Origin of the sequence: Microbacterium sp. NPDC091662 (assembly GCF_044756705.1) — a bacterium.
Lineage (GTDB): Bacteria > Actinomycetota > Actinomycetes > Actinomycetales > Microbacteriaceae > Microbacterium.
The window spans coordinates 1,565,140-1,591,475 of sequence record NZ_JBIVTM010000001.1; the positions used below are offsets into that span (position 1 = coordinate 1,565,140).

Here is a 26,336-nt window from a genome sequence, read left to right on the forward strand (position 1 = left end):
GAGGATCAATGAAGATCGGCGTCCCCACCGAGGTCAAGAACAACGAGAACCGCGTCTCCCTCACTCCCGCCGGTGCCGACCGCCTGGTTCATGAGGGCCACCGGGTGCTCGTGCAGTCCGGCGCCGGTCTCGGCTCGCGCATCACGGACGACGACTACCGCGCGGCCGGCGCCGAGATCGTGGCGACCGCTGCCGACGCGTGGGGCGAGGCCGATATGGTCATCAAGGTCAAGGAGCCGATCGCCCAGGAGTACGGCTTCCTGCGCGACGACCTCACCCTCTTCACCTACCTGCACCTCGCCGCCGACCGGGCGCTGACCACCGCCCTCGTGGATGCCGGTACGACCGCCGTCGCGTACGAGACCGTGCAGCTCCCCGACCGCAGCCTGCCGCTGCTCGTGCCGATGAGCGAGATCGCCGGACGCCTCTCGGTGACCATGGGCTCGTACTCGCTGCTGCGCTCCCAAGGCGGACGGGGAATGCTGCTGGGCGGCATCGCCGGAACCCCGCGCGCCAAGACCGTCGTGATCGGCGGCGGCGTCGCCGGAGAGCACGCCGCGGCGAACGCCCTCGGCCTCGGCTCGAAGGTCACCGTGATCGATGTCTCCCTGCCGCGTCTGCGCGAGCTCGAGCACCGCTACGGCGGCGCCCTCGAGACGCGTGCGTCAAGCCGCTACGACATCGCCGAAGAGCTCAGGACCGCCGACCTCGTGATCGGCTCCGTGCTCATCCCGGGCGCCGCTGCGCCCAAGCTGGTGACCGACGACATGGTCGCCGCGATGAAGCCCGGGTCGGTGCTGGTCGACATCGCGATCGACCAGGGCGGGTGCTTCGAGGGCTCGCGCCCGACCACCCACGACGACCCCACATTCGCGGTGCACGACTCGATCTACTACTGCGTGGCGAACATGCCGGGCGCCGTTCCCGAGACCGCGACCCGTGCGCTGACGAACGCGACCCTCCCCTACGTCTCGGCGATCGCCGGCAAGGGCTGGGAGCGGGCGGCGGCCGACGACGCCGCGCTGGCCGCGGGTCTGAACGTGCAGGGCGGACGCATCACGCTTCCGGCCGTCGCACAGGCGCACGGACTCGTTGCCGGCTGACCTTCCGCACCCGAAAGAACTCCGGATCTTGGCGGCATCCCACACGTCTTCTGCGGCAGCGATCCGAGTACGCTCGTAATCGTGACCGAACGCGCTCCTCTCTCTCGCAAGCTGTCCGCCATCGCCGAGTCCGCGACCCTCAAGGTCGACGCCAAGGCCAAGGCCCTCAAGGCCGAAGGCAAGGACGTCATCTCGTACGCCGCCGGCGAGCCCGACTTCGCGACGCCGCAGTTCATCGTGGATGCGGCGGCCGAGGCCCTGGCCGACCCGGCGAGTTACCGGTACACGCCGGCACCGGGTCTGCCGGCGCTGCGCGAGGCGATCGCTGCGAAGACGCTGCGCGACTCCGGACTCGAGGTGGCCCCCAGCCAGGTCATCGTCACCAACGGCGGCAAGCAGTCGGTCTACCAGGCGTTCCAGGCGGTGGTGAACCCCGGCGACGAGGTGCTGCTGCCCGCCCCGTACTGGACCACGTATCCCGAGGCCATCCGCCTCGCCGACGGCACCCCCGTCGAGGTCTTCGCCGGGGCCGATCAGGAGTACAAGGTCACGGTCGCGCAGCTCGAAGCCGCACGCACCGCCCGCACCACCGCACTCGTGTTCGTCTCCCCGTCGAACCCCACCGGCTCCGTCTACACCGCCGCTGAGACGAAGGCCATCGGCGAGTGGGCGCTCGAGCACGGCATCTGGATCATCAGCGACGAGATCTACCAGAACCTCACCTACGAGGGCGTCAAGGCCACCTCGATCGTCGAGGCCGTCCCCGAGGTCGCGGGTCAGACGATCCTCGTCAACGGCGTCGCGAAGACCTACGCCATGACCGGCTGGAGAGTGGGCTGGATGGTCGGCCCTGCCGACGCCATCAAGGTCGCCGGCAACCTGCAGTCGCACCTCACCAGCAACGTGAACAACGTCGCACAGAAGGCCGCGATCGCCGCGCTCAACGGTCCGCAGGACGAGGCCGAGCAGTTCCGGCAGGCGTTCGACCGCCGCCGCCAGCTCATCGTCTCGGAGCTGTCGAAGATCGACGGCCTCGTGGTCCCGAACCCGCTCGGCGCGTTCTACGTGTACCCCGACGTGCAGGGTCTGCTCGGCCGCACCTGGGGCGGCGTGACCCCGACCACCTCGCTCGAGCTCGCCGACCTCATCCTCGACCAGGCCGAGGTCGCGGTCGTCCCCGGTGAGGCTTTCGGTCCCTCCGGCTACATCCGCATGTCGTACGCGCTCGGCGACGACCAGCTGCTCGAGGGCGTGCAGCGCCTGCAGCGTCTGTTCGCCTGACGCGCTGAACCGAAGAAGGCCCCTCCCGTCTGCAGATGGGAGGGGCCTTCGTCACGACGTCTCCTGCCCTCAAGCGAGGCTCAGCGATACTGGAAGCATGACGAACGGCGAGCAGGAGTATGAGCGGATGCCAGTGACTCTGCGGGTGGCGTTCCCCATCCTGATCACGGTGACCGTGCTGGTCTTCTTCCTCTCCCTCGCCGTCGCGCCCTTCCTCTGGTACTGGGGAGGAGAGTCGCGTCAGTGGCTCAGTGCGCTCCCCTTCGTGCCCGTGGTCGTCTACACGGCCACCACCGTGCTGGTGATAAGACGAAAGTCGTGGGCGCGATATGCGACCCTGCTGTTCCCGCTCCCGCTCGCGCTCTACGTTCCGGCGGTAGCAGCCCCGATCTGGGAGTTCTGGGCCGCCCTCGCGGCCCTCGCCCTCACCACCACGGCGGTCGTGCTGATCTTCCTGCCGTCGTCTCGTCCCTACTTCGACATCGGGACACCTCAGTCCTCGGGGTGGAAGCCGATCAGCCAGCGGATGCCGTAGCGGTCGACGAGCGTGCCGTCGAAGTCTCCCCACGGGCGCTTCTGCAGCGCGTCGATCACGCGGCCGTCGGCGGCGAGCTTGTCGTACCAGCCGGTGAGGGTCAGAGCGTCGGCCGTGCCGAGGAGCGAGAGGAACATGCCGCCCATCTGCACCGCGTCATCATCCGCACCCGCATCCGCTCCCGCGAGCTCGACCGATCCACGCAGTTGCCCGTGCGCGATCGCGTCGCCCGGTCCGTCGTGTCGGCCGGCCGTTGCGTAGTCGAGCAGCTGCAGGTCGCCGCCGAACACCGACCGGTAATGACGCAGCGCCTCTGCGGCGTTGCCAGGGAACAGCAGGTACGGGATCAGTCCGGTCATGCCGCGAGTGTAGCCGCGACCGCCGACCTGCCCTACAGCTCGACGCCGACGAGGACCGGCTCCGGCTGCAGCACGAGACCGAACTCGGCATGCACCCTGCTCTGGATGAACCGTGCGAGCTCGGCGACCTCGCCGGCCGACGCACCGCCGCGGTTGGTCAGCGCGAGCGCGTGCTTCGTCGACACGGATGCGCGCGAGCGCGGGAGCTTGAACCCCTTGCGGATGCCCGCCTGCTCGATGAGCCACGCGGCGCTCACCTTGACGTCGGAGACCGTCGCCGGCTTCGACACCGGCACGTGCCCGTCGTAAGACGCCAGCGGGATCACCGTCACGGCATCCAGATCGGGCGCGACCGGCCAGCGCGGGCACTCCGGGGGCAAGGAGCCCGCGACCGCCGCCGTCACGATCGCGTTCTGGAAGAAGGAGCCGACCCCGTGGGTGTCGGGGTCGTCCGCGTCGAGAAGCATGCCCTTCGAGGCGCGAGTCGCGAGGATGCGCTCGCGCACCCAGCCCAGCGGAACCGGTGTCTCATCGGTCAGACCCAGCGCCCGACGCAGCTGCTCGCCGCGCACCACGCGCTCGCCCGCGATCGGCAGATCGACGGTCACCGAGAGGATCACGGCACGGCGCAGCGGCACACTGCCGTGGTGGTGCTTGAGCACCGAGGTGCGGAAGCCCAGACCGAGCTCGGCGGCGGGAACCGTCGAGATCTCGCCGGTCGACTCGTCGATCAGCTCGACCTCGACCAGAGTCTCCTGGACCTCCTGGCCGTAGGCACCGATGTTCTGCACGGGGGCCGCGCCCACGGTGCCGGGGATGCCGCTCATGGCCTCGAGACCCGCATACCCGTGAGCGACGGCATAGGCGACGAGGTCGTCCCAGCCGTGCCCGGCCTGCGCGCGCAGACGGATGCGGCCGGCGTGCGGGGACGGCAGCTCATCGATGCCCTCGGTGCGCACGCGGATGACCGTGCCCTCGAAGGGCTCGTCGCCCACGAAGAGGTTGGAGCCGCCACCGAGGACGAACCACTCGTCGCCGCGCGCCCACGTCTCACGCAGAGCCTCGACGAGACCGGCAGTCGTCGTCGCCTCGAACATCCGCTCCGGCGCCGCTCCTGTGCGCAGCGTGGTCAGCTCCGCCAGACGGACCGGCTCGATCTCCCGCATCAGCTCGCCCTCATCAGACGGCGATGCGCAGCTGCGCCTTGACGAGCACGGTGGTCTCGCCGAACGTGACCTTGAGGTCGATGCGCACGGCCTCGTCGTCGACGGCACCCACGGTGGCGACGACCGTGATGTCGGCGCCGTCGACAGGGTCGACCACGACCGGCTTCGTGAATCGCACACCGTAGTCGAGGATGCGGGTCGCCGGGTCGAGAACCGCGACGACGACCGACGAGGCGATGCCCATCGTGAGCATTCCGTGCGCGAGCACGCCGGGAAGCCCGACGGATGCCGCGACATCATCGCGGTAGTGGATGGGGTTGAAGTCACCCGACGCTCCCGCGTAACGCACCAGTGATTCGCGGGTCAGGTGCACGGTGCGCTCGGCGAGCACGTCTCCGACGGTGTAGCCCATCAGGCGGCCTCTCCTTCATCCGCACTCGGCTCGGCACCGACCAGCAGCACGCTGGTCGCTGTGACGACGTGGGCACCCGCGGGGTCGGTGATCTCGGCCTCGCTGGTGATCATCGCGTTGCCGCCCATCATCCGGATGCCGGTGACGCGCAGCTGCGCGGTGAGCTCGTCGCCCGCCACGATGGGGCGCGTGTAGGTGAAGCGCTGCTCGGCGTGGATGGTGCGCGCGAGCACGATGCCGGAGTCCTCCTGGCCCAGCAGCTGCTGGAGCGTGAGGTCCTGGATGACCATCGCGAAGGTCGGCGGCGCCACGACGTCGGAGAAGCCCGCCGCGCGGGCCGCCTTCAGGTCGGTGTGCTGCGGGGCGTCGGCGAAGACAGCGCGAGCGAACTCGCGCACCTTCTCGCGGCCGACGAGGTACGGGGCCGTCGGCGGGAACTCCCGGCCGACCAGATCTTGATTCACTGCCACCCCTCGATCCTACCGAGGGGTGGCGGCGGCCCAGGCCGCGGACCGGCCTCGCACGGTTCAGGCCGCCCGCGCGGACATCGCCGATCCGAGCAGGACCATCCTCATGCTGCGCTCCGCGGCGTCGCGCAGCAGTGCCTCGCCGTGCTCCACCGCCTGCTCGAGGGGCATCGGCACGGTGATGATCGAGGCTATCGCGTCGATCCCGATGTCATGCACGGTCGGCGCGCCGACACCCAGGGATCCGGCGATGCCGAGCACCGGGACGCCGGCGACCCTGGCACGCATCGCGATCTCAGCCGGCACCTTGCCCCGAGGCGTCTGGAAGTCGATCGCCCCCTCGGCGGTGATGACGAGGTCGGCCGCCGCCATCAGCTCATCGAGAGGTTCGGGCAGCAGCCCGCTGTCGAGGAGCACCTCGAATCGCGGGGCGAGACGCGCACCGAGCACGGCGGCGAGCCCCGCCCCGAGTCCGCCCGATGCTCCCGTGCCACCACCGGTGCGCACGTCCATCGCCGCCCCGAACGGGCTCTGCTCCTCAAGCAGACCGGCCCAGACGTCGAGGGCATCCGCGAGCTGCTCCACCTGCTCCGGATTCGCTCCCTTCTGCGGACCGAACACCCGGGCCACGCCACGGGTCCCGCACAGCACGTTGTGGATGTTGCACGCGAGCACGATCTCGACCTCGCCCATGCGGGGATGGAGACCGGTGAGATCAAGTTGCGCCGCATCGCGGAGGTGACTCCCGCCCGCGGCCAGGGGCATGCCCTCACGATCGAGGATGCGCACCCCGAGCGCCTCGAGCGCTCCGGCACCCCCGTCGCTCGTGCCGGAGTCGCCGCAGCCCACCACGATCCGCTCGACGCCGGCGTCCAGTGCCGCGGCGATCAGCTCGCCCACTCCTCGGGTGGTGGTCTCCCCCGGGTCGCGGCGGTCGCGGGGCACGAGCCGAAGCCCCGCGGCGGACGCCATCTCGACGACGGCAGTACCCGCCGCATGTCGCCCGAGCCGTGCCCAGTGCGCATCAACCGGATCGCCGACGGGCCCGGTGACCCGCACGGCCACCAACTCGCCCCCGGTCGCCGCGGCGAGCGCGGCGGCCGTGCCCTCTCCGCCGTCCGGCACCGGGTACTCGTCCACCTGCACGCCGGGGATGACCCGGCGAACGCCGGCGGCGATGGCCTGGGCCACGGCCTCGGCGCTCAGGCTCTCCTTGAAGCCACTGGGTGCGACCAGGATGCGCTGCGGGGTGTGGATCGACATGATTCCTCCTTCTGCGCCCGAGAAGGGCGACGAGCGCCCGGTGTGCGGGCACGACGAGCACCGGTGCACCGGCGGCGCACGCGGAGTGAAGCGGGTGTGGGATGGGCCGGGGCCGCTGATCAGAGCAGCAGCGGCAGCCCCAGCAGAGGCCACACCCACAGGGCGAAGACGGCCACGAGCACGAACATCGCCGGTGCCAGCAGCACCGAGAGCCGGCGCAGGTCCTGCGGGGTGAAGCCCCCGCTCACGATGTCGGGGTCGGCGAACATCGCGACCGGTTTCGCCGAGCTGGGGAGCGTGTGGCAGAAGCCGGCCGCGGCGGTCGAGGCGAACGCCGCCGCCATCGGCGAGACGCCGAGTGCGGGAGCGAGCGCGATCACGACCGGGATGATCGCGGCGGAACGCGCCGACCGCGACGGGATCAGCAAGTGCGCAGCGGTCGACATCGCGATGACCACGAGCACGAACGCGACGGCACCCGCGGCGCCGAGCCCACGGAGCGGGGCGAGCGCCGACGAGCTCAGCCAGGCGGCGGCGCCCGTGGAGGTGAGCGCGGAGGCCAGTGCGAGGGTCGCGGCGAGGAACAGCAGCAGCGACCACGGCACGCGCTTGATCGCAGCGGGGAAGGTCAGGCAGCCGATCCCGGGGGTCACGGCGGCGACCGCTCCGAGGAGCGCGACCAGGGCCGGTGACAGATGGTGCAGCGGCTCGGTGGCCCAGAGCACGATCACGCCGCCCAGCAGCACGGCCGCCCGTCGCTCCATCGTGCTGAGCGGTCCGGTCACAGCGGTCGACGCGGAACGGCCGATGTCCGTGGCGCTCATCCGCAGCGGCGTCGTGCGGTCCTCTCGGTGGGTGAAGCGCCAGAGGATGAGTTCGCAGGCCAGGTGCGAGGAGACCACGGCGAGCGGCAGCCCGAGCCAGAGCCAGCTCAGGAACGTGAAGCCCTCCGCACCAGCGGCGCGCAGCAGCTGGTCCGTGACGATGTGCGCTCCCGCGCCGAGCAGGGATCCGACGGCCGAGAGCAGCACCACCGTCGGCATCAGCAGGGCGAGGGCGCGGATCACCCGTTCCCGTCCCGGAAGGGCGGTGGAGACCGCCGTGAACACCGGAACGGCGAGTGCGGCGCGCCCTGACGTGGCGGGCACGGCGAACGCGGTGAGCGTGAGGGCGACGGTGGTGAGATGGAACAGGCTTCGCGGCCCGCGTGCGAACCGCAGCAGATGCGAGGCGCCGCGCAGTGCGAGGCCGGAGGACGACACCGCGGAGGCGATCACGAACGCGCCGATGAGCAGCCAGATGGTCTCGTCGCCGAGGGAGGCGAAAAAGTCGCTCGCCGGCAGCACGCCGGTGACGATGAGGGCGATCGCGGCGAGGAAGGCGACGAGCGTGTCGTCGAGCTGCGTCGAAGTCCAGGCCCACACCGCCAGCAGGAAGACGGTGAGAGTCACCGCGACCGGCAGCGTCGGTGCACCGCTCCCGGGCGACAGAGTCAGCGCGGAAAGCGTCATCGCGACGCCGGCGACCAGCACGAGTGCGAGCACGGCCAGACGCAGAACGCGCCCGCGCGCGAGTCGAGGTCGCAGGACGCGACGCCCGACGGGCAGCGGGTGACGCTGCGGCGGCATCGTCGCGAAATGCGTGCGCTCGACTGTCGACGGCACCGTGGTCTCGGGGCGATCACTCATCGGAATCGGTATCCCGCCCCGCGCACCGTCTCGATGCGATCGACGCCGATCTTGCCCCGCAGCGCCCGTACGTACACGTCGACGACGTTGGAGGCCGGATCGAAGTCCATCCCCCAGACGTGCCCGATCAGCTGGTCGCGCGAGAGCACCTGGCCGGCGTTCTGCAAGAACACCTCGAGCAGGGCGAACTCCCGCGAGGTGAGCTCGCGCATGTCTCCGTCGACCGTGACCGTGCGGGCGCGCACATCGACCCGCACGTCGCCGTGGGTGAGCACTGGGCCGGCCGCGCGCCCCTCGCCGTCGCCGATCCGCAGCCGCACCCTGGCGATGAGCTCGGCGAACTGGAACGGCTTGGTGACGTAGTCGTTCGCCCCGCCCTCCAGGCCCCGCACCGTGTCGATGACCGAGTCACGGGCGGTGAGGATGATGACCGGGGTCGCGACGCCCTCGCCGCGCAGGTGGGCGAGCACATCGAAGCCGTCCATGCCGCCGAGCCCGATGTCGAGCAGCACCAGATCGAACGTGCCGCTGCGGGCCATCAGCAGCGCGGTGTGGCCGTCGGCCGCCTCTGCGGTCTCGTAGCCGGCCGCGCGCAGGCCCCGGCGGACGAACGAGGTGATGTGCGGGTCGTCTTCGGCGATGAGGATGCTGCGCATCTCACTCGCTCCTCTCTGCCGCGGCGTCGAACCGCGTGGTGGTGGGTGCCGGAAGGTCGATGCCGAACGTGGCGCCCTCTCCGAACACGCTGTCGACCCAGGCCGAACCGCCGTGTCCATCGGTGATCGCCCGCACGATCGCGAGCCCGAGCCCCGACCCGCGTCGCGCACCGGAGCTGTCGCCGCGGGCGAAGCGCTCGAAGATGCGCTCGGCGTCGGCCACGGCGACCCCGGGACCGGAGTCGCGTACCCACAGCCGCAGCCGCCGCTCGCTCCCCTCGCCGTCGAAGCGCGAGCCGATGAGGATGCGGTCGTCCGGCTCGGTCACCTGCACCGCGTTCGCCGCGAGCTGCAGCACGGCCTGGGTCACCCGCTGGGGATCGAGCGCCGCCGTCCCCTCGGCCACCTCCATGAGCTGCCAGCGACGATCGCCCAGATTCTGCGCCTTGGCCTCGATGTCGAGGGTGAGGGCAGCGATGTCGCAGTTCGCGACCCGCACGAAGTCGGGCTGTTCCGCCCTCGCGAGCACGAGCAGATCCGTGACGATGCGGCTCATCCGGTCGAGCTCGTCGCTGACGAGACGCAGGGTCGCCGCACGCTCCTGCGGGTCTTCGCTCAGCAGCTCCAACTGGCCGCGCACGATCGTGATCGGGGTGCGCAGCTCGTGCCCCGCATCGTCGACGAACCGCTGCTGTGTCGCGTGCACGGCCTCGAGTCGGTCGAGCATCTGGTTGAAGGTGGTGGCCACGGCGGCGATGTCGTCGGTGCCATCGACCGGCACTCGCGCCGAGAGGTCGTGCTCGCCGATGTCGCGGGCGACGCGGTACACCTCTCGCACGGGGGCGAGGATCTGCCCGGCGACGAGCCAGGCGACGCCGGAGCTGAGCAGGATCCCGATCAGTGCCACCCACGCGATCGTGGCGAACCCCGCGTCGACCTGCGAGCGCGCCTCCTGCGTGTACTGCACGATCAGCACCGCGCCGCTGCGGTCACCGGTGGTGAACTCCAGCCGACCCCAGCGCAGGGGTCCCGCGTCCGGCGCGTCCATCGCGCCGGACGCGGCGGTCTCATCGAGCAGTCGGGTCACGAGCGCCTCGCCGCCCGGTACCGCCGCGAGCGAGGACGGATCCGTCGCCTCCACCTGGCCGTTCGCGACCGCGATCACCTCTGCATCGACGGTGGCGATCACCACCTCGTTCTCGTGTACGGACTGGCGGGCGACGTACTCGCTCACCAGTTCCTCGGCCGTGGTGTGACCGCTGGCCGCGGCATCCTCCGCGAATCGGGAGAACTCGGAGGCTTCCTGCTCGATCTCGGCGTTGGCCGACTGTTCCACCCCGGCGAGGAAGATGCTGCGGCCGATCATCCCGACCGCGAGGAGGGTGATGGCGGTGCTGAGGATGATCCACAGCGTGATCCGCCAGCGAGCGGGCAGGGTGCGCCGGCGCAACGTGCGCAGCGGCGCACCGATGGCTGCGGGGCCTTGCGCCGCCGCGGGCGCGTGCGAACGTGGCACCTCGTCCCCGTCGAGATCGAGGGGGAGGGTGGGGGCGTCAGTCATCGTCGCCGCCGTCATCGTCGTCGTCGCCGGCGGGTGGGGCTGGCGCGGGCACCGGAGCGGGGGCCGGCGGTGCGGGGGCCGGCGGAGCGGGGACGACGGGCACCGGTTCCGCACTCGGAGGCGTTGGCGCGAGCTGCACCGAAACGGGTTCGGTGGGGATCTTCGGCGACGGCGGTATCTGCGCCAGCACGACGCTCCCGACCGCGAAGGCGACCGGGATCGCGATCAGCGCGCCGGTGACGAGTAGGCGTCGTGGAGTGGGCATGACCCCATGATGCCCGTCGATCATGATGGGCAGATGAGCCGTGGATGAAGATCCTTTCATCCGGATGCGATCAGGCGCGCTTGGGCCCCCGGATCGCCTTGAGCGCCATCTGCACCGCGATCACGACGAGATATGCCGCGAACAGCATGTTGCCGAGCGTCGGGTCGACGATCGTCGCCAACCATGCCCCGAGGGCCGTCGTCGTGCACGCGGAGACGCCGATGAGCAGCGCGGCGAGCAGATCGACGTTGCGGTTGCGGAGGTTGCCCACCGTGCCCGAGATCGCCGTCGGGATCATCATGAGCAGCGACGTGCCCTTGGCGACCAGGTCGCTCGTGCCGAACGCCAGCATCAGCACGGGCACGACGATCACACCGCCGCCGACGCCGATGAGCCCGGCCAGGATTCCGGTGCCGATGCCGACGCCGACGAGGGCGATGCCGGTCAGCCAGGACAGTTCGAACGCGGCATCGCGCGAGGGGATCACGAGGAAGAGGCTGACGATCACGACGATCAGGAAGCCGACGAAGCCCCAGCGCAGCGCGGTCTGCGAGATGCGCGGCAGCAGGCGCGTACCGATCTGCGCACCGACCACGGCACCCGCCGCGAGGATGATCGCGGGGATCCAGGCCACCGACCCGGTCGTCGCGTACGAGATGACGCCCACGCTGGCCGTCGGCACGATCGCGGCGAGGGAGGTGCCTGCCGCGAGGCGCTGGTCGAAGTGCAGCAGGAGCACCAGGAGCGGGACGATGACCGTGCCGCCGCCCACGCCGAAGAGTCCGGAGAGCAGGCCGGCGAGGAGGCCGATGCCGATGAACGCCGCGTAGGCGCGAGGCCCTCGTGCGGGGGCCTGTACGTCTGTCACCGGATCAGCCTACTCGTGGCCTCCTCCCCTCTCGAACTCGCGTCGCGGTCAGACCTCGGAATCCGCCTTGATCGGCACCGCGATCGACTCGGTCAGCGCCTGCTCGTACCTGCGCTGACGGCGTCGCAACCAGAGTCCGCCGACGATCAGCAGGGCGAGCACCCCGTAGGCGATCGCCGCGAACGGCTGCATGATGAGCGTGCTCAGATCCCCTTGGCTCAGCTGCAGCGCCTTGCGCAGCTGCTCCTCGGCCATCGGTCCCAGGATCATGCCGACCACGAGCGGCGCGACCGGGTAACCGTACCGTCGCATGAAGTAGCCGAGGATGCCGACGATCAGCAGGATCACGATGTCAGACGGCGAGCTGTGCAGCGCGTAGGCGCCGAACACCGCGAACAGGAGGATGCCCGCGTACAGGTACGGCCGCGGGATCTGCAGCAGCTTCACCCACATGCCCACCAGCGGCAGGTTGAGCACGATCAGGATCACGTTGCCGATGTAGAGGCTCGCGATGAGCGCCCACACCAGGTTCGACTGGCTCTCGAACAGCAGCGGTCCCGGCTGGATCCCGTAAGACTGGAACGCCGTGAGGATGATCGCCGCGGTCGCCGTCGTCGGCAGACCGAGCGTGAGAAGGGGCACCAGCACTCCTGCGGCGGCAGCGTTGTTCGCCGACTCCGGTCCGGCCACTCCCTCGATCGCACCACGTCCGAACTCGTCGCGGTGCTTCGACAGCTTGCGCTCGGTCGCGTACGACAGGAACGTGGCGACGTCCGCGCCGCCGGCGGGGATCGTGCCGATCGGGAAGCCGATCGCCGTGCCGCGCAGCCACGGCTTCCATGATCTCCGCCAGTCGGACTTCGTCATCCACGAGCGCCATCCTCGGGTGACGGGGATCACGTCGACGCCGCCGTGCCGCAGCCGGGCGGCGATGTAGAACGTCTCCCCCACCGCGAACAGGCCGACGGCGACCAGCACGATGTCCACGCCGTCGGACAGTGCGGGAAGCCCCAGCGTGTAGCGCTGCTGCCCGGAGAGCCAGTCGGTGCCGACCAGCCCGAGGAAGAGGCCGACGCCGAGCGAGAGCATGCCGCGCGAGATCGAACTGCCGATCAGAGCGCCGACCGTGATGAACGCGATCACGATGAGGGCGACGTAGTCGGCGGGTCCGAGATTCACCGCGAACTGCGCGAGCAGTGGAGCCAGCAGCGTGAGGCCCAGCGTCGCCAGAGTGCCGGCGATGAACGATCCGATGGCAGCGGTGGCGAGCGCGGCAGCGCCCCGCCCCATCCTGGCCATCTTGTTGCCCTCGATCGCCGTGACGATCGAGGCCGACTCCCCCGGGGTGTTCAGGAGGATGCTCGTCGTCGAGCCGCCGTACATGCCGCCGTAGTAGATGCCCGCGAAGGTGATCAGCGCGGCGGCGGGGTCGAGCGTGTAGGTGAGGGGCAGCAGCAGTGCCACCGTCATCGCGGGGCCGATGCCCGGGAGCACTCCGACCGCGGTGCCGACGAAGACGCCGAGGAAGGCGAAGGCGAGGTACTGCGGCTGCAGCGCGGTCGCGAAACCCTCCAGGAGCAGGGTCCAACTGTCCATCAGAACATCCTTCCGAGCCAGCCGAGGGCAGGACCCCACGGCAGCGAGAGGCCGAGCAGACCGCCGAAGACGACCTGGATCACGAGCGCGACCACGATCCCGATCAGGAACGCCATCCACCAGCGCTTGGCCGCGAGTGACCACGCGACGCCGCCGAACAGCAGGGCGGCGGCGGGCGCCCATCCCAGCGGCTCGATCAGCAGCAGATGCGCGACGACGAGACCCGCCAGCTTGGCGAGCGTGACCCAGTCGGTCGGCAGGCTCTCATCGATGTCCTCCGCCTCCTCGGCGCCGCCGCGTTCGCCGCGCAGCACGCCGATCAGGACGGCGATCGCCGATGCGAGCAGGATGACCGAGACGAAGATCGGGAAGACCGTCGGACCGGCCTTCATCCCGACCGGGACGTGGATCAGGAAGATGCCGACGACGGCGAAGACGCCGAGCGCGACCATGATCGCGGCGAACACGAGCTCGCCGATGGGGACGGAGGGAGAGCGGCGTGCGGGCCGACCGTCGTGGTCGACCCGCACCCCCTGCTCCTCGGTCCCCGATGAGGCGGGGACCGTCATGTCACTGCACCAGACCGATGTTCTTCAGCGTCGCCGTGACCTCTTCGATGTTCCCGGTGAGGAAGTCGTCGAACTCCTCGCCGACCAGGAACGCGTCGGTCCAGCCCTTGGTATCCAGCTGCTCTGTCCACGCCTCGGATTCGTGCAGCTCGGTGATCACGCGCACCAGCTCGTCCTTCTCGCCGTCGGAGATGCCGCCGGGGGCGATCACGCCGCGCCAGTTGGTGAGGACCACGTCGTAGCCCTCCTCGGTGATGGTCGGCACCTCCGGGAGCTGCGACACCGGCTCTTCGCTCGAGACCGCCAGGGCCTTGAGCGCGCCGCTCTCGATGTGCTGCGCGAACTCGCCGACGCCCGAGATGCCTGCGGCGACCTTGCCGCCGATCAGCAGCGGAACGGCCTCGCCACCACCGGAGTTCGGTGTGTAGTTCAGCTTCTCGGCGATCTCGGCCCCATCGAGTCCTGCTTCCTCGAGCATGAGGCCGGCGAGGATGTGGTCGGCGCCGCCCGCCGAGCCGCCCGTGATCGTGACCGACTGACCGTTGTCGACGATGTCCTCGACGAGATCCTCGAGGGTGTCGTACTTCGAGTCTGCCGGCACGACCACGACGAGCGGCTCGTCGGTGAGGCGGGCGATCGGTGTGGTGTCCTCGATCCGCACCGCCGAGGCATTGGTCTCGACCGCTCCGACCATGACCAGACCCATCACCATCAGCGTGTTCGGGTCGTTCTCGTTGGCGAGTTGCGCGAGCCCGACCGTGCCACCGGCACCGCCCACGTTGGTCACCGGGGCGGAGGTCACGAGGTCATCCTGCGTGAGCACCTGCGAAAGTGCCCGGCCCGTCTGGTCCCATCCCCCGCCCGGATCCGCTGGAACGACGATCGAGATGTCGGTGACGGTGGCGGCCTCTGCTTCCGCTCCACCGTCGTCCGTCGCTGCGCTGCCTCCGGCGCACGAGGTGAGGGTGAGTGCGGCCACCGCCGCCAGGGCGGTCAGGGCTCCGATGCGTGCGTTCTTCATGTGCGCTCCTCCTTGAGCGTTCGTGATGCTGTGGGTCCACATTGGGGCGTGAGCCGCGCCTGCTCCAGCTTCGGAAACCATTGGTCGGAGTTTCGGAACTATTGGTCACGAGCGGCTCCCTCACCTGCTCGCACGGCACTCGCCGAGGGACCAGAATGAGCAGGTGGCCTCGAAGATGACGCTCCGCGTGCAGTTGCTCGTGCTGCAGGCGCTGATCGTGTTCCTGGTGACCCTGGCGACCGGCATCGTGGCCGGCGCGTTCCAGGAGCAGGCTCTCCGCGAGGCGTACAAAGACCGGATGCAGGCCGTGGCCCAGTCGATCGCTGCGCTGCCGACCGTGCACGCGGCGTTCGACGATGCCGAGCCCTCCGCAGCCATCCAGCCGATCGCCGAGGTCATCCGCGAGGCCTCCGACCTCGCCTACGTCGTCGTCGCCAACGAAGACGGCATCCGGTACTCGCACCCGAATCCGGCGCGCATCGGCGAGAAGGTCTCCACCGACCCCTCCATCCCGCTCTCCGGGGAGATCTACGTCGGCACGCAGACGGGCACGCTCGGAACGTCATGGCGCGTGAAGGTCCCCATCCGCGACGACGAGGGCGACGTGATCGGCACCGCCTCCGTCGGGATTCTCGAGTCTGAGCTGAACGAGGAGTTCTCGGCCAATCTCGTGTGGCTGATCTCGGCGATGCTCGCGGCCGCCGTGCTCGGGGTGTTCGGCTCCGCGTGGGTGACCTCCATCATCCGACGCCGCATCTACCGCCTCGAACCGCATCAGATCGCCGCCCTCGTGAAGAACCAGGAGACCACGCTGCACGGTCTGAGCGAGGGGGTCATCACGGTCGACGGCACCGGGCGGATCACGCTCGTCAACGACGCCGCGGCCCGTTTCCTCGACAGGGACGCCGCCGATCTCGACGGCCAACCCGCCGCCGAGGTGCTGGGTGCAGAGCTGACCACCGTGCTCCGGGAGGGCGAGGCGGCCGGGCGGCCGGTGATCGTCGGGCCGCACGTGCTCGTCGCCCGCAGCACCGCAGGCGCGGCCGACGGCGGAGGTATCGGAGCCACGCTCCTGCTTCGGGATCACACCGAATTGCACGACGTGGTCCGACGGGTCGAGGCCGCGGATGCGATCATCGCCTTCCGCCAGCGACTCGGGCTTCCCAAGGGACTCAGCGCTGAGACGCTCGGCCGTGTCTCGACCGCGCTCACCGCGCGCCCCGACGCCTCGGCGACCGAGATCGGCGAAGACCTCGATATCTCACGGGTCAGTGCGCGACGCTACCTCGAGCACCTCGCCGGCTCTGGTCGGGCGACCCGCACGCTCGACTACACGACCAAGGGCCGCCCGAGCACCCGGTATCGCGCCGCCGTCTGACCGCACCCACCCCTGGGACGCAGTGCCATTGTGTGCGACACTGGATCGCATTCGACGTCGTCGTCAGCCTGCCCGGATCGAAGGAGATCTCATGGTTCGCAGTACCTATCCCGATGTGGTGATCCCCGAGGTCTCCATCCACGAATTCCTGTTCGGCGATCTCTCCGAGGCCGAACTCGACACGGTCGCTCTCATCGACGGGATGAGCGGGGCGACCACCACCTACCGTCAACTCGTGGCGCAGATCGACCTGTTCGCGGGCGCACTCGCGGCCCGCGGGGTCGGGGTCGGCACGACGGTCGGAGTGCTCTGCCCGAACGTCCCGGCGTTCGCCACCGTGTTCCACGGCATCCTCCGCGCGGGGGCGACGGCCACCACCATCAACTCGCTCTACACCGCAGACGAGATCGCGAACCAGCTCACAGACGCCGGAGCGACCTGGCTCGTGACGGTCTCCCCTCTCCTTCCCGGCGCACAGGCCGCCGCGGAGAAGCTCGGGTTCGACGCCGACCACGTCATCGTGCTCGACGGCGCGGAAGGGCACCCCTCGCTTACGGGGCTCCTCGGGGAGGGGCACCCGGCACCGGACGTGTCCTTCGACCCGTCGACCCATCTCGCCGTCCTGCCCTACTCCTCGGGAACGACCGGGCGACCGAAGGGCGTGATGCTCACGCACCGCAACCTGGTGGCCAACGTGTCGCAGTGCCGTCCGGTGCTCGGCGTCGACGCGAGCGACCGGGTGCTGGCCGTGCTGCCCTTCTTCCACATCTACGGCATGACGGTGCTGCTGAACTTCGCACTGCGCCAGCGGGCAGGGCTCGTCACGATGCCGAAGTTCGATCTTCCCGAGTTCCTGCGCATCATCGCCGAGCACCGCACCACCTGGGTGTTCGTCGCTCCCCCGATCGCCGTGGCCTTGGCGAAGCATCCGATCGTCGACCAGTACGATCTCTCGGCCGTGAAGGTGATCTTCTCCGGCGCCGCTCCTCTCGACGGCGCGCTGGCCTCGGCCGTGGCCAACCGGCTGGGCTGCGTCGTGACCCAGGGGTACGGCATGACCGAGACCAGCCCTGCGGTGAACCTCATCTCCGAGGCGCGCACCGACATCGACCGTTCGACGATCGGGCCGCTCGTGCCGAACACCGAAGCCCGGCTCGTCGACCCCGACTCGGGTGAAGACGTCGCGGTACCGACGGAGGGCGCGAGCGCGCCCGGCGAGCTGTGGGTGCGGGGACCGCAGGTCATGGTCGGCTACCTCAACCGCCCGGACGCCACCGCCGAGATGCTCGACGCCGACGGCTGGCTCCACACCGGCGACGTCGCGACCGTCACCCATGACGGCATCTACCGGATCGTCGACCGGCTCAAGGAGCTCATCAAGTACAAGGGCTACCAGGTGGCGCCGGCTGTCCTGGAAGCCGTGCTGCTCGAGCATCCCTCCATCGCAGATGCCGCCGTGATCGGTGCGCTCGACGAGGATGGCCAGGAGGTGCCCAAGGCCTTCGTCGTGCGTCAGCCGGATGCCGACCTCGATGCCGAGGCGGTCATGGCGCACGTCGCCTCACATGTCGCTCCGCACGAGAAGGTGCGACAGGTCGAGTTCATCGACGTGATCCCCAAGTCGAGCTCGGGGAAGATCCTGCGCAAGGATCTGCGCGCCCGCTGAGCACATCGCCGGATACACGAAGAAGCCCGCCATCCCTTTCGGGGTGGCGGGCTTCTTCGTGAGCGAAGTGCTTACTCGGACTTCTTCTCGACGGCGTCCTCGGCGGCAGCCTCGGCTGCTTCGCCCTCGGCCTGCGACTCGGCGCCGGCTTCGACGGTCTCGTCGGCGGGAGCCTCCTCAGCGGGAGCCTCCTCGACGACCTCGGCCGGCTTCTCAGCCTTCTCGGCCTTGGGAGCAGCGGCCTTCTTGGTCGACTTCGCCTTCGGGGTGACGGGCTCGAGGACGAGCTCGATCACGGCCATCGGAGCGTTGTCGCCCTTGCGGTTGCCGACCTTCGTGATGCGGGTGTAGCCGCCCTCACGGTCAGCGACGAGCGGCGCGATCTCGGAGAACAGGACGTGCACGACTTCCTTGTCACCGATGACCGACAGCACGCGACGACGCGCGTGCAGGTCGCCACGCTTGGCGAAGGTGATCAGACGCTCGGCGAGCGGGCGAAGGCGCTTGGCCTTGGTCTCGGTCGTCTTGATCGACTTGTGGGTGTAGAGCGCCGCCGCGAGGTTGGCAAGCATCAGGCGCTCGTGTGCGGGGCCGCCTCCGAGGCGGGGACCCTTAGTGGGCTTGGGCATAATCGTCTAACTCCTGGTCAGAAAGGTCGGGTATCAGAAGGACTCGTCTTCGCTGCCGCCGTAGAAGTGGGCGCCGTCGAAACCGGGCACCGAATCCTTGAGCGACAGACCGAGCGAGATGAGCTTGTCGCGCACCTCGTCGACCGACTTCTGGCCGAAATTGCGGATGTTCATGAGCTGCGTCTCCGACAGGGCGACGAGCTCGGAAACGGTGTTGATGCCCTCACGCTTCAGGCAGTTGTACGAGCGGACCGACAGGTCGAGGTCCTCGATCGGCATCGACAGCTCGCTGGAGTTCACTGCCTCCACCGGCGCCGGGCCGATCTCGATGCCCTCGGCCTCGACGTTCAGCTCGCGGGCGAGACCGAACAGCTCGGTGAGCGTCTTCGCAGCCGACGCGACGGCGTCGCGGGGGCTGATGGCCGACTTGGTCTCGACGTCGAGGACGAGCTTGTCGAAGTCGGTGCGCTCCCCGGCACGGGTCGCGTCGACGCGGTAGCTGACCTTGAGGACCGGAGAGTAGATCGAGTCGATCGGGATCTGACCGGCCTCGGCGTACTCGTTGCGGTTCTGCGTCGCCGAGACGTAGCCACGGCCACGCTCGATGGTGAGCTCGAGCTCGAACTTCGCGGTGTCGTTCAGCGTCGCGATGACGAGCTCGGGGTTCTGCACCTCGACACCGGCCGGAGCCGAGATGTCAGCGGCGGTGACTTCGCCCGCACCGGTCTTGCGCAGGTACGCGGTGATGGGCTCATCGCGCTCCGACGAGACGACGAGCTGCTTGATGTTGAGGATGATCTCGGTGACATCCTCCTTCACGCCGGGGATGGTGCTGAACTCGTGCAGCACGCCGTCGATGCGAACGCTGGTGACAGCAGCACCGGGGATCGACGACAGCAGGCTGCGGCGCAGCGCGTTGCCGATCGTGTAACCGAAGCCGGGCTCCAGAGGCTCGATGATGAACCGGCTACGGTTCTCGACGATCTTTTCCTCGGTCAGTGTGGGACGCTGTGCAATAAGCACTCTGTGTTCCTTTCGATCACATGCCCGCTATATGACATGTGGTGGGGTGAGGTTTTGAGTTGTGGAAGTCGATGCCCGCACGCGGGCGTCGAGCCGCTCAGACCACGAAGGGACCGAGCGGCTCGACACGCGAATCAGACGCGGCGACGCTTCGGCGGACGGCAGCCGTTATGCGCCTGCGGGGTGACGTCCTGGATCGAACCCACCTCGAGGCCGGCGGCCTGCAGCGAGCGGATCGCGGTCTCGCGGCCGGAGCCCGGACCCTTCACGAGGACGTCGACCTTCTTGACGCCGTGCTCCGCAGCCTGGCGAGCAGCCGACTCGGCAGCCATGCCGGCGGCGTACGGGGTCGACTTGCGGGAGCCCTTGAAGCCCACGCCACCCGACGATGCCCAGGCGATGACGGCGCCGGACGGGTCGGTGATCGAGACGATCGTGTTGTTGAACGTCGACTTGATGTGGGCCTGGCCCAGCGCGATGTTCTTCTTTTCCTTGCGGCGCGGCTTGCGCGCGGCGGCCTTGGGTGCAGCCATGAAAGTGTTCTCCTAGTCCCTGGGGCCGCGCTTAGCGGGCCTTCTTCTTGCCTGCGACGGTGCGCTTCGGGCCCTTGCGGGTACGGGCGTTGGTCTTGGTGCGCTGACCACGGACCGGGAGACCACGACGGTGGCGGATGCCCTCGTAGGAGCCGATCTCGACCTTGCGGCGGATGTCAGCTGCAACCTCGCGGCGCAGGTCACCCTCCACCTTGTAGTTGCCTTCGATGTGGTCGCGGAGGGCGATCAGCTGGTCGTCGCTGAGGTCCTTCACGCGGATGCTCTCGTCGATGTCCGTCGCCTTGAGGATCTCGACCGAGCGGGTACGGCCGACGCCGTAGATGTAGGTAAGGGCGATCACCACGCGCTTGTCGCGCGGGATGTCAACGCCGGCAAGACGTGCCATGCGGTTCTCCTGGGTGTTGTGGAGGTATGGAACAGGATCGGTGCCCGGGCCTCCGCCCCGAGGTGTCCCCCGCTTTCGCGAGTTCTGATCCTGCCGTTGTGTTTTCAGTTGTGAGATGTGCGTGAGCGATGCCGCGCAGCGCGGGCCCGTCGATCAGATCGGCGGGCCCGCCAGGGACTCAGCCCTGGCGCTGCTTGTGACGCGGGTTGCTCTTGCAGATCACCATGACGCGGCCGTGACGGCGGATCACCTTGCAGTGATCGCAGATGGGCTTGACGCTGGGGTTGACCTTCATGATGTTTCCTGTTCGCTGTCTTCGTACCGCCCCGGACAGGGGCAGGCCGTTACTTCTCGACCGATCAGCGGTAGCGGTAGACGATACGGCCGCGTGTCAGGTCGTAGGGGCTGAGCTCCACGACCACACGGTCCTCGGGGATGATACGGATGTAGTTCTGCCGCATCTTGCCGGAGATCGTTGCAAGGACCTTGTGTCCGTTGCTGAGCTCAACGCGGAACATCGCGTTGGGCAGAGCCTCGGAGATCACGCCCTCGATCTCGATGACACCGTCTTTCTTAGCCATAGCCTCGCTGACGCTTCTGCAGATCGGTCGATCTGCGGTGGGTGATTGGTTTGTGGTGCTGCGCCGCCGGACACGCCGAATCAAGGCACAAAGCACCAAAGATCTATGTTAGACGCTCCGGAGCCATCCGGCAACTCGACCGCCAGCGGCGAGACGCCGCCGGGTCAGCTGATCAGGTCGGTGAACTTCTTGAGGTCGGCCTGGTCCTGCAGGTTGAGGCGCGTGCCGTTGATGTCCACCGTCGGCGTTCCGGCGATCTCGTGGGACTTCGCCTGCGCCGCGCCGAACTTGCGGTACGTCTCGTCGGTGATGCACGAGACCGCGTCATCCGCGCCGACCTGCGAAGCGAAGCCCGCGAGCTGGTCGTTGGTCAGACCGCTGGTGTTCTCCTCCGGCTGGTTCTCGAACAGCGTCTTGGCGAAGTCGAGGTAGAGCTCCGGGTTCGACTCCGCGACGCAGAACGCCGCGCCGGCCGAACGGGAGGAGTACTCGGTGCCCTGCGAGAAGCGGTCGAGGATCGCGATCGGGTGGTACTCGAGCGTGATGCGGCCATCAGCGGCTGCCGCCTCGAGCTGAGGGCCGAACTGGTCCTCGAAGGTCTTGCAGACCGGGCACTGGAAGTCGACGAAGACCGCGACCGTATCCTCGCCGTCACCGAACGAGATCGCGCCGGTCTCCGAGTTGAAGGTGTCGTTGGCCTTGGGCGCCGCGCCGGGCGAGGTCGCCTGGTTGTTGAGGAACACCACGAGTCCACCGATCGCCACCAGCACCACGACGACGGCGATCGAGACGCCGATCGCGAACCAGTTGGTGTTGCTCTTCGCCGCTGCCATTACTTTCCGATCTCTCGAGGCTCGACCCCGAACGGGGCGAGTCCGGCTCTTCCACCATCGGGCGCGGTAAGCACCCAGATACCCCCATCATGCAGGGCGACGCTATGTTCCCAATGGGAGCCGTCCGTACCGTCCACCGTCGTGACGGTCCAGTCGTCCTCCTCGATGAAGGTCGCCTCCCCGCCGGCGGTGACCATCGGCTCGATGGCGAGCACGAGTCCGGGCTTCACGTCTTCGCCACGATCGGGCGTGCGGTAGTTGAAGACGCTGGGGGCTTCGTGCATCTTGCGACCGATGCCGTGGCCGACGTACTCGCGCAGGATGCCGTAGGGCTCACCGGAGACCGCAGACGGCCCCTGCGCCTCGATGTAGTCCTGGATGGCGGCACCGATCTCGTCGATCGACGATACGGACGCCATGGCGGCGATTCCCGCCCACATGGAGCCCTCGGTCACGCGGGAGAGCTCCTGGCGGCGTGCGACCAGCTCGGGCCGTTCCGGGTCGGGCACGACGACGGTCATGGCGCTGTCGCCGTTCCATCCCTGGAACTGCGCACCGCAGTCGACCGACACGATGTCACCCGGCTGCAGGACGCGCTCCCCCGGGATGCCGTGGACGACCTGCTCGTTGACCGAGATGCAGGTGGTGTGGCGGTAGCCGCGCACCAGTTGGAAGTTCGACTCCGCGCCACGGGCGAGGATCGCGCGGTTCGCCACCGTGTCGAGTTCGAGGGTGGTGACGCCCGCCTTGATCAGCGGGCGGACGGCATCCAGTGCCGCCGCCGTGATGAGCCCGGGGTCCACCATGGCTCGCAACTGAGCCGGGGTCTTGTAGATCGACCGGCGGAACATCTCAGGAGGCGGAGGCCGCGAGACGCAGGCCACGCGCGGCCAGGGCCTCGGCGATGCGCTCGGTGATCTCGTCGAGAGAGCCGACGCCGTCGATGCGATCGACGATGCCCTTGGCGCCGTAGACCTCGAGGATCGGGGCGGTCTCGCGCTCGTAGATGTCGAGGCGGTGGCCGATGGCCTCCGGGGTGTCATCGGAGCGTCCCTGCTCGGTCGCGCGGAGCGTCAGACGCTCCAGGCTCTCCTCCCGCGGCACGTCGAGGAGGATGACGGCGTCGAGCGCCTGTCCCCGGTCGGCGAGGAACGACTCGAGGTGGGCGACCTGCGCGGTGTTGCGCGGGTACCCGTCGAGCAGGAAGCCCTGAGCGGCGTCGTCCTGCGACAGGCGGTCGCGCACGATCTCGCTGGTCAGCTCATCCGGGACGAGGTCGCCCTTGTCGAGGATCGCCGTGACCTGCTGGCCGAGGGGCGTCCCCTCCTTGATGTTCGCGCGGAAGATGTCGCCGGTCGAGACGACCGGGATGCCGTAGGACTCGGCGATGCGCACGCCCTGCGTGCCCTTGCCGGAGCCCTGCGGTCCGACGATGAGAAGACGTGCGGATGCTGTCATCGGAGGAGCCCTTCGTAGTGTCGCTGCTGCAGCTGCGCGTCGATCTGCTTGACCGTCTCGAGACCCACACCGACGATGATGAGGATCGAGGCGCCACCGAACGGGAAGTTCTGGTTGGCGCCGACCGTGGCCAGAGCGATGAGCGGGATGAGCGCGATGAGACCGAGGTACAGGGAGCCCGGGAGCGTGATGCGGGTGAGCACGTAGTCGAGGTACTCGGCCGTCGGGCGGCCCGCACGGATGCCGGGGATGAACCCGCCGTACTTCTTCATGTTGTCCGCGACCTCGACGGGGTTGAACGTGATCGCCACGTAGAAGTACGTGAACCCGATGATCAGCAGGAAGTACGCGGCCATGTAGACCGGGCTGTTGCCGGTCGTGAAGTTCGTCGTGATCCAGGTCACCCAGGCGGCCGGCGTCGATCCGTCCTGCGGGGTGTTGAACTGCGCGATGAGTGCCGGGATGTACAGCAGCGACGAGGCGAAGATCACGGGGATCACACCCGCCATGTTCACCTTGATCGGGATGTAGGTGTTCGTGCCGCCGTACGTGCGTCGACCCACCATGCGCTTGGCGTACTGCACAGGGATGCGTCGCTGGGATTGCTCGACGAAGACGACGAGCCCCATCACGATGATTCCGACCAGCAGTACCAGGAGGAAGACCTCGAAGCCCTTGGTCTGCCAGATGAGACCCATGGCGCCGGGGAACGTGGCGGCGATCGAGGTGAAGATGAGCAGCGACATGCCGTTGCCGATGCCGCGCTCGGTGACGAGCTCGGCGAACCACATGATCAGTCCGGTACCGGCCGTCATCGCCATGATGATGAGCAGCTGCGCCCACCACACGTCGTTCGTCAGAAGCTGCTGGCAGGCCGCGAGATCGGTCGTACCGAAGAGCTGGCCGCTGCGGGCCACCGTGACCAGGGTCGTCGACTGGAGCAGCGCGAGGGCGATGGTGAGGTAACGCGTGTACTGGGTCAGACGGGCCTGGCCGGCCTGTCCTTCCTTGTGCAGCGCCTCGAAGTGGGGGATGACCACGCGCAGGAGCTGCGTGATGATCGTCGCGGTGATGTACGGCATGACGCCGAGCGCGAAGATCGACAGCTGCAGCAGCGCGCCACCGGAGAAGAGGTTGACCAGTCCGAGCAGCCCGTCGGTGCCCGCGTTGGCCGCGAGACACTGTTCGACGTTCGGGAAGTTCACGAACGGCGCGGGGACGTTGGAGCCGAGCCGGTAGATCGCGACGATGGCGAGAGTGAAACCGATCTTCCGCCGCAGATCTGGGGTGCGGAAGATCCGCGCGATGGCGCTAAACAAGGACGTTCCTCCTGAAAAGGTTGCCGATTCCCGAAGGACGGCTGAAAGACCAGGGTAACGCAAACCGGGCTTCCCGGAATTCGCCACCGATACCAGGCCCGCCGGATGCGGCCCCAGAGCGAGGTCTCGGAGTGTGAAACCACAAGAGGGGCCGGAGATTATCCGGCCCCTCTTGCTGTGCGGTTACTTGACGGATCCGCCAGCCGCGACGATCTTCTGCTCGGCAGAACCCGAGACCTTGTCGACCGAAACGGTGAGCTTCACGGCGATGTCGCCGTTTCCGAGAACCTTGACCTTCTCGTTCTTGCGAACGGCACCCTTGGCGACCAGGTCGCCGATGGTGACATCGCCACCCTTCGGGTACAGCTCCGCGAGCTTCTCCAGGTTCACGACCTGATACTCCACGCGGAACGGGTTCTTGAACCCGCGCAGCTTCGGGGTGCGCATGTGCAGCGGCATCTGCCCACCCTCGAAGCCGACGCGAACGGTGTTGCGCGCCTTGGTGCCCTTGGTTCCACGACCAGCGGTCTTACCCTTGGAGCCCTCACCACGGCCGACGCGAGTCTTGGCGGTGTTGGATCCGGGGACCGGACGCAGGTGGTGCACCTTCAGCACTCCGGGGCGGGATGCCGGAGCATCCTTCTTCGGCGCGGCCTTCTTGGCGGCCGGCTTCTTGGCAGCGCCCTCAGCCTTGGCGTCAGCGGCAGCGGTCTTGGCCGGAGCCTTCTTCGCAGCCGGCTTCTTCTCGGCGGCAGCCTTGGGAGCTGCAGCCTTCTTCGTGGCCTTCTCAGCCTCGACGGCCTCGTTCTTCTCAGCCATTAGTCGATCTCCTCAACCTTGACGAGGTGGGCGACGGTCTTGACGTAACCGCGCGTCTGCGCGTCGTCGGGGCGGACGGTGGTGTCACCGATCCGCTTCAGACCGAGGCTGCGCAGCGTGTCACGCTGGTTCTGCTTCTCGCTCACCTTGGACTTGATCTGCGTGACCTTCAGTCGCGCGGCCATCAGGCACCTACCTTCTGTGCGGCGATGGCCTCGGCCTCGGCGCGCACGAGGCGCGCAGGGGCGACCTGGTCGAACTCGAGGCCACGACGTGCGGCGACCGCACGAGGCTCCTCGAGCTGCTTCAGGGCGGTGACCGTCGCGTGCACGATGTTGATCGTGTTCGACGAGCCGAGCGACTTCGACAGCACGTCGTGGATACCGGCGCACTCGAGCACGGCGCGGACCGGACCACCGGCGATGACACCGGTACCGGCAGCGGCCGGACGAAGCAGGACCACACCGGCGGCCGCCTCACCCTGCACGGGGTGCGGGATGGTGCTGCCGACGCGCGGAACGCGGAAGAAGTTGCGCTTGGCCTCTTCGACACCCTTCGAGATCGCCAGAGGGACCTCGCGGGCCTTGCCGTAGCCGACGCCGACCAGACCGTTGCCGTCACCGACGACCACGAGGGCGGTGAAGCTGAAGCGACGACCACCCTTCACGACCTTCGAGACGCGGTTGATGGTGACGACGCGCTCCAGGAACTGGTTGTCGCCACGGTCGCGCGAGTTGCGGTCACGACCGCCACCCTGGTTGCGGTCACGACCGCCGCGGCGGCCATCACGCGAGTCGCGCGCCGGCTCAGCCTGCGTGGTGCCGGCAGCCGTCTCGGAAGTGGCAGCAGCCGCTTCGGTCACTTCGTTCTCCTTGTTGTCA

31 protein-coding genes are annotated in these 26,336 nt (G+C 68.6%); 5 read left to right on the top strand and 26 right to left on the bottom strand.

Going from position 1 to position 26,336, the window contains the following annotated elements:
* Positions 1-8: 8 nt before the first annotated feature.
* From ald to ACIQLD_RS07495, 3 genes are all read left to right on the top strand, one after another.
* Complete coding sequence (gene ald, locus ACIQLD_RS07485; RefSeq protein ID WP_402606845.1) at positions 9-1,103, top strand: alanine dehydrogenase; 1,095 nt, start codon at positions 9-11, stop codon at positions 1,101-1,103.
* Between the two features lie 81 nt (positions 1,104-1,184).
* The gene (locus ACIQLD_RS07490; RefSeq protein ID WP_402606847.1) at positions 1,185-2,384 is read left to right on the top strand and encodes a pyridoxal phosphate-dependent aminotransferase; all 1,200 of its coding nucleotides are present in this window, start codon (positions 1,185-1,187) and stop codon (positions 2,382-2,384) included.
* A 97-nt stretch (positions 2,385-2,481) separates the two neighbouring features.
* Positions 2,482-2,919 carry a hypothetical protein gene (locus ACIQLD_RS07495; RefSeq protein ID WP_402606850.1) on the top strand — a complete coding sequence of 146 codons (438 nt, stop codon included), beginning with the start codon at positions 2,482-2,484 and terminating at the stop codon, positions 2,917-2,919.
* On the opposite strand, the gene ACIQLD_RS07500 is transcribed toward ACIQLD_RS07495, so the two are convergent.
* The 13 genes from ACIQLD_RS07500 to ACIQLD_RS07560 all read right to left on the bottom strand — a co-directional run bounded on the left by ACIQLD_RS07500 (position 2,877) and on the right by ACIQLD_RS07560 (position 14,810).
* Positions 2,877-3,278, bottom strand: a complete 402-nt coding sequence (locus ACIQLD_RS07500) for a VOC family protein (protein WP_402606853.1) — start codon at positions 3,276-3,278, stop codon at positions 2,877-2,879. The two genes, ACIQLD_RS07495 and ACIQLD_RS07500, sit on opposite strands and share 43 nt — an antisense overlap.
* Before the next feature lie 32 nt (positions 3,279-3,310).
* A complete protein-coding gene (locus tag ACIQLD_RS07505) occupies positions 3,311-4,444 on the bottom strand; it encodes a UDP-N-acetylmuramate dehydrogenase (protein WP_402606855.1) in 1,134 nt (377 codons plus the stop codon).
* Between the two features lie 13 nt (positions 4,445-4,457).
* On the bottom strand, positions 4,458-4,856 hold the full coding sequence (locus tag ACIQLD_RS07510) for a MaoC/PaaZ C-terminal domain-containing protein (RefSeq protein ID WP_402606858.1): 399 nt from the start codon (positions 4,854-4,856) through the stop codon (positions 4,458-4,460).
* Entirely contained in the window at positions 4,856-5,326 is a 471-nt protein-coding gene (locus ACIQLD_RS07515) for a MaoC family dehydratase N-terminal domain-containing protein (RefSeq protein ID WP_017829180.1), read from the bottom strand. The genes ACIQLD_RS07510 and ACIQLD_RS07515 overlap by 1 nt, the downstream gene beginning before the upstream one ends.
* Before the next feature lie 57 nt (positions 5,327-5,383).
* The gene (locus ACIQLD_RS07520) at positions 5,384-6,586 is read right to left on the bottom strand and encodes a glycerate kinase (protein ID WP_402606861.1); all 1,203 of its coding nucleotides are present in this window, start codon (positions 6,584-6,586) and stop codon (positions 5,384-5,386) included.
* Between the two features lie 119 nt (positions 6,587-6,705).
* Positions 6,706-8,274 carry an SLC13 family permease gene (locus ACIQLD_RS07525; RefSeq protein WP_402606864.1) on the bottom strand — a complete coding sequence of 523 codons (1,569 nt, stop codon included), beginning with the start codon at positions 8,272-8,274 and terminating at the stop codon, positions 6,706-6,708.
* The gene (locus tag ACIQLD_RS07530; RefSeq protein ID WP_402606866.1) at positions 8,271-8,930 is read right to left on the bottom strand and encodes a response regulator transcription factor; all 660 of its coding nucleotides are present in this window, start codon (positions 8,928-8,930) and stop codon (positions 8,271-8,273) included. Before ACIQLD_RS07530 ends, ACIQLD_RS07525 begins: the two co-directional genes overlap by 4 nt.
* A 1-nt stretch (position 8,931) precedes the next feature.
* The gene (locus ACIQLD_RS07535) at positions 8,932-10,491 is read right to left on the bottom strand and encodes a sensor histidine kinase (protein WP_402606869.1); all 1,560 of its coding nucleotides are present in this window, start codon (positions 10,489-10,491) and stop codon (positions 8,932-8,934) included.
* Positions 10,484-10,756, bottom strand: coding sequence for a hypothetical protein (locus ACIQLD_RS07540; protein WP_402606872.1), 273 nt, complete (start codon positions 10,754-10,756; stop codon positions 10,484-10,486). Before ACIQLD_RS07540 ends, ACIQLD_RS07535 begins: the two co-directional genes overlap by 8 nt.
* Positions 10,757-10,826: 70 nt before the next feature.
* A complete protein-coding gene (locus tag ACIQLD_RS07545) occupies positions 10,827-11,624 on the bottom strand; it encodes a sulfite exporter TauE/SafE family protein (protein WP_402606875.1) in 798 nt (265 codons plus the stop codon).
* 48 nt (positions 11,625-11,672) lie between these two features.
* The gene (locus ACIQLD_RS07550) at positions 11,673-13,220 is read right to left on the bottom strand and encodes a tripartite tricarboxylate transporter permease (RefSeq protein WP_402606878.1); all 1,548 of its coding nucleotides are present in this window, start codon (positions 13,218-13,220) and stop codon (positions 11,673-11,675) included.
* Positions 13,220-13,789 carry a tripartite tricarboxylate transporter TctB family protein gene (locus ACIQLD_RS07555; RefSeq protein ID WP_402606881.1) on the bottom strand — a complete coding sequence of 190 codons (570 nt, stop codon included), beginning with the start codon at positions 13,787-13,789 and terminating at the stop codon, positions 13,220-13,222. The genes ACIQLD_RS07550 and ACIQLD_RS07555 overlap by 1 nt, the downstream gene beginning before the upstream one ends.
* A gap of 1 nt (position 13,790) precedes the next feature.
* The gene (locus ACIQLD_RS07560; protein WP_402606884.1) at positions 13,791-14,810 is read right to left on the bottom strand and encodes a Bug family tripartite tricarboxylate transporter substrate binding protein; all 1,020 of its coding nucleotides are present in this window, start codon (positions 14,808-14,810) and stop codon (positions 13,791-13,793) included.
* A 163-nt stretch (positions 14,811-14,973) separates the two neighbouring features.
* Between ACIQLD_RS07560 and ACIQLD_RS07565 the strand changes: the two genes are divergently transcribed.
* Entirely contained in the window at positions 14,974-16,188 is a 1,215-nt protein-coding gene (locus ACIQLD_RS07565) for a PAS domain-containing protein (RefSeq protein ID WP_402606887.1), read from the top strand.
* Positions 16,189-16,279: 91 nt separating this feature from the next.
* Positions 16,280-17,854, top strand: coding sequence for an AMP-binding protein (locus tag ACIQLD_RS07570; protein ID WP_402606889.1), 1,575 nt, complete (start codon positions 16,280-16,282; stop codon positions 17,852-17,854).
* A 71-nt stretch (positions 17,855-17,925) separates the two neighbouring features.
* Here ACIQLD_RS07570 and rplQ read toward each other — a convergent pair whose 3' ends face one another.
* From rplQ to rpsE, 13 genes are all read right to left on the bottom strand, one after another.
* Entirely contained in the window at positions 17,926-18,483 is a 558-nt protein-coding gene (gene rplQ, locus ACIQLD_RS07575) for a 50S ribosomal protein L17 (protein WP_031207971.1), read from the bottom strand.
* A 33-nt stretch (positions 18,484-18,516) separates the two neighbouring features.
* Positions 18,517-19,506 (bottom strand): DNA-directed RNA polymerase subunit alpha, encoded by a 990-nt coding sequence (locus ACIQLD_RS07580; protein WP_021201111.1) that lies wholly within the window; start codon positions 19,504-19,506, stop codon positions 18,517-18,519.
* 134 nt (positions 19,507-19,640) lie between these two features.
* Positions 19,641-20,039, bottom strand: coding sequence for a 30S ribosomal protein S11 (gene rpsK, locus ACIQLD_RS07585; protein WP_017829189.1), 399 nt, complete (start codon positions 20,037-20,039; stop codon positions 19,641-19,643).
* A gap of 31 nt (positions 20,040-20,070) precedes the next feature.
* Positions 20,071-20,445, bottom strand: coding sequence for a 30S ribosomal protein S13 (rpsM, locus tag ACIQLD_RS07590; protein WP_017201568.1), 375 nt, complete (start codon positions 20,443-20,445; stop codon positions 20,071-20,073).
* Positions 20,446-20,623: 178 nt separating this feature from the next.
* Positions 20,624-20,740, bottom strand: coding sequence for a 50S ribosomal protein L36 (gene rpmJ, locus ACIQLD_RS07595; protein WP_005050492.1), 117 nt, complete (start codon positions 20,738-20,740; stop codon positions 20,624-20,626).
* A 64-nt stretch (positions 20,741-20,804) separates the two neighbouring features.
* Positions 20,805-21,026: a translation initiation factor IF-1 gene (infA, locus tag ACIQLD_RS07600; RefSeq protein ID WP_017201569.1), complete on the bottom strand. Its 222-nt coding sequence runs from the start codon at positions 21,024-21,026 to the stop codon at positions 20,805-20,807.
* Between the two features lie 164 nt (positions 21,027-21,190).
* Positions 21,191-21,859 carry a DsbA family protein gene (locus ACIQLD_RS07605; protein ID WP_402606894.1) on the bottom strand — a complete coding sequence of 223 codons (669 nt, stop codon included), beginning with the start codon at positions 21,857-21,859 and terminating at the stop codon, positions 21,191-21,193.
* Positions 21,859-22,710: a type I methionyl aminopeptidase gene (map, locus tag ACIQLD_RS07610; protein ID WP_402606897.1), complete on the bottom strand. Its 852-nt coding sequence runs from the start codon at positions 22,708-22,710 to the stop codon at positions 21,859-21,861. The genes ACIQLD_RS07605 and map overlap by 1 nt, the downstream gene beginning before the upstream one ends.
* Position 22,711: 1 nt before the next feature.
* Entirely contained in the window at positions 22,712-23,317 is a 606-nt protein-coding gene (locus ACIQLD_RS07615) for an adenylate kinase (protein ID WP_402606900.1), read from the bottom strand.
* Positions 23,314-24,636 carry a preprotein translocase subunit SecY gene (gene secY / locus ACIQLD_RS07620; protein WP_402606903.1) on the bottom strand — a complete coding sequence of 441 codons (1,323 nt, stop codon included), beginning with the start codon at positions 24,634-24,636 and terminating at the stop codon, positions 23,314-23,316. Before secY ends, ACIQLD_RS07615 begins: the two co-directional genes overlap by 4 nt.
* Positions 24,637-24,819: 183 nt before the next feature.
* Positions 24,820-25,455 carry a 50S ribosomal protein L15 gene (rplO, locus tag ACIQLD_RS07625; protein ID WP_021201116.1) on the bottom strand — a complete coding sequence of 212 codons (636 nt, stop codon included), beginning with the start codon at positions 25,453-25,455 and terminating at the stop codon, positions 24,820-24,822.
* The gene (rpmD, locus tag ACIQLD_RS07630) at positions 25,455-25,640 is read right to left on the bottom strand and encodes a 50S ribosomal protein L30 (RefSeq protein ID WP_017201575.1); all 186 of its coding nucleotides are present in this window, start codon (positions 25,638-25,640) and stop codon (positions 25,455-25,457) included. Before rpmD ends, rplO begins: the two co-directional genes overlap by 1 nt.
* On the bottom strand, positions 25,640-26,317 hold the full coding sequence (gene rpsE / locus ACIQLD_RS07635; RefSeq protein ID WP_017829196.1) for a 30S ribosomal protein S5: 678 nt from the start codon (positions 26,315-26,317) through the stop codon (positions 25,640-25,642). The genes rpmD and rpsE overlap by 1 nt, the downstream gene beginning before the upstream one ends.
* Positions 26,318-26,336: the final 19 nt, after the last annotated feature.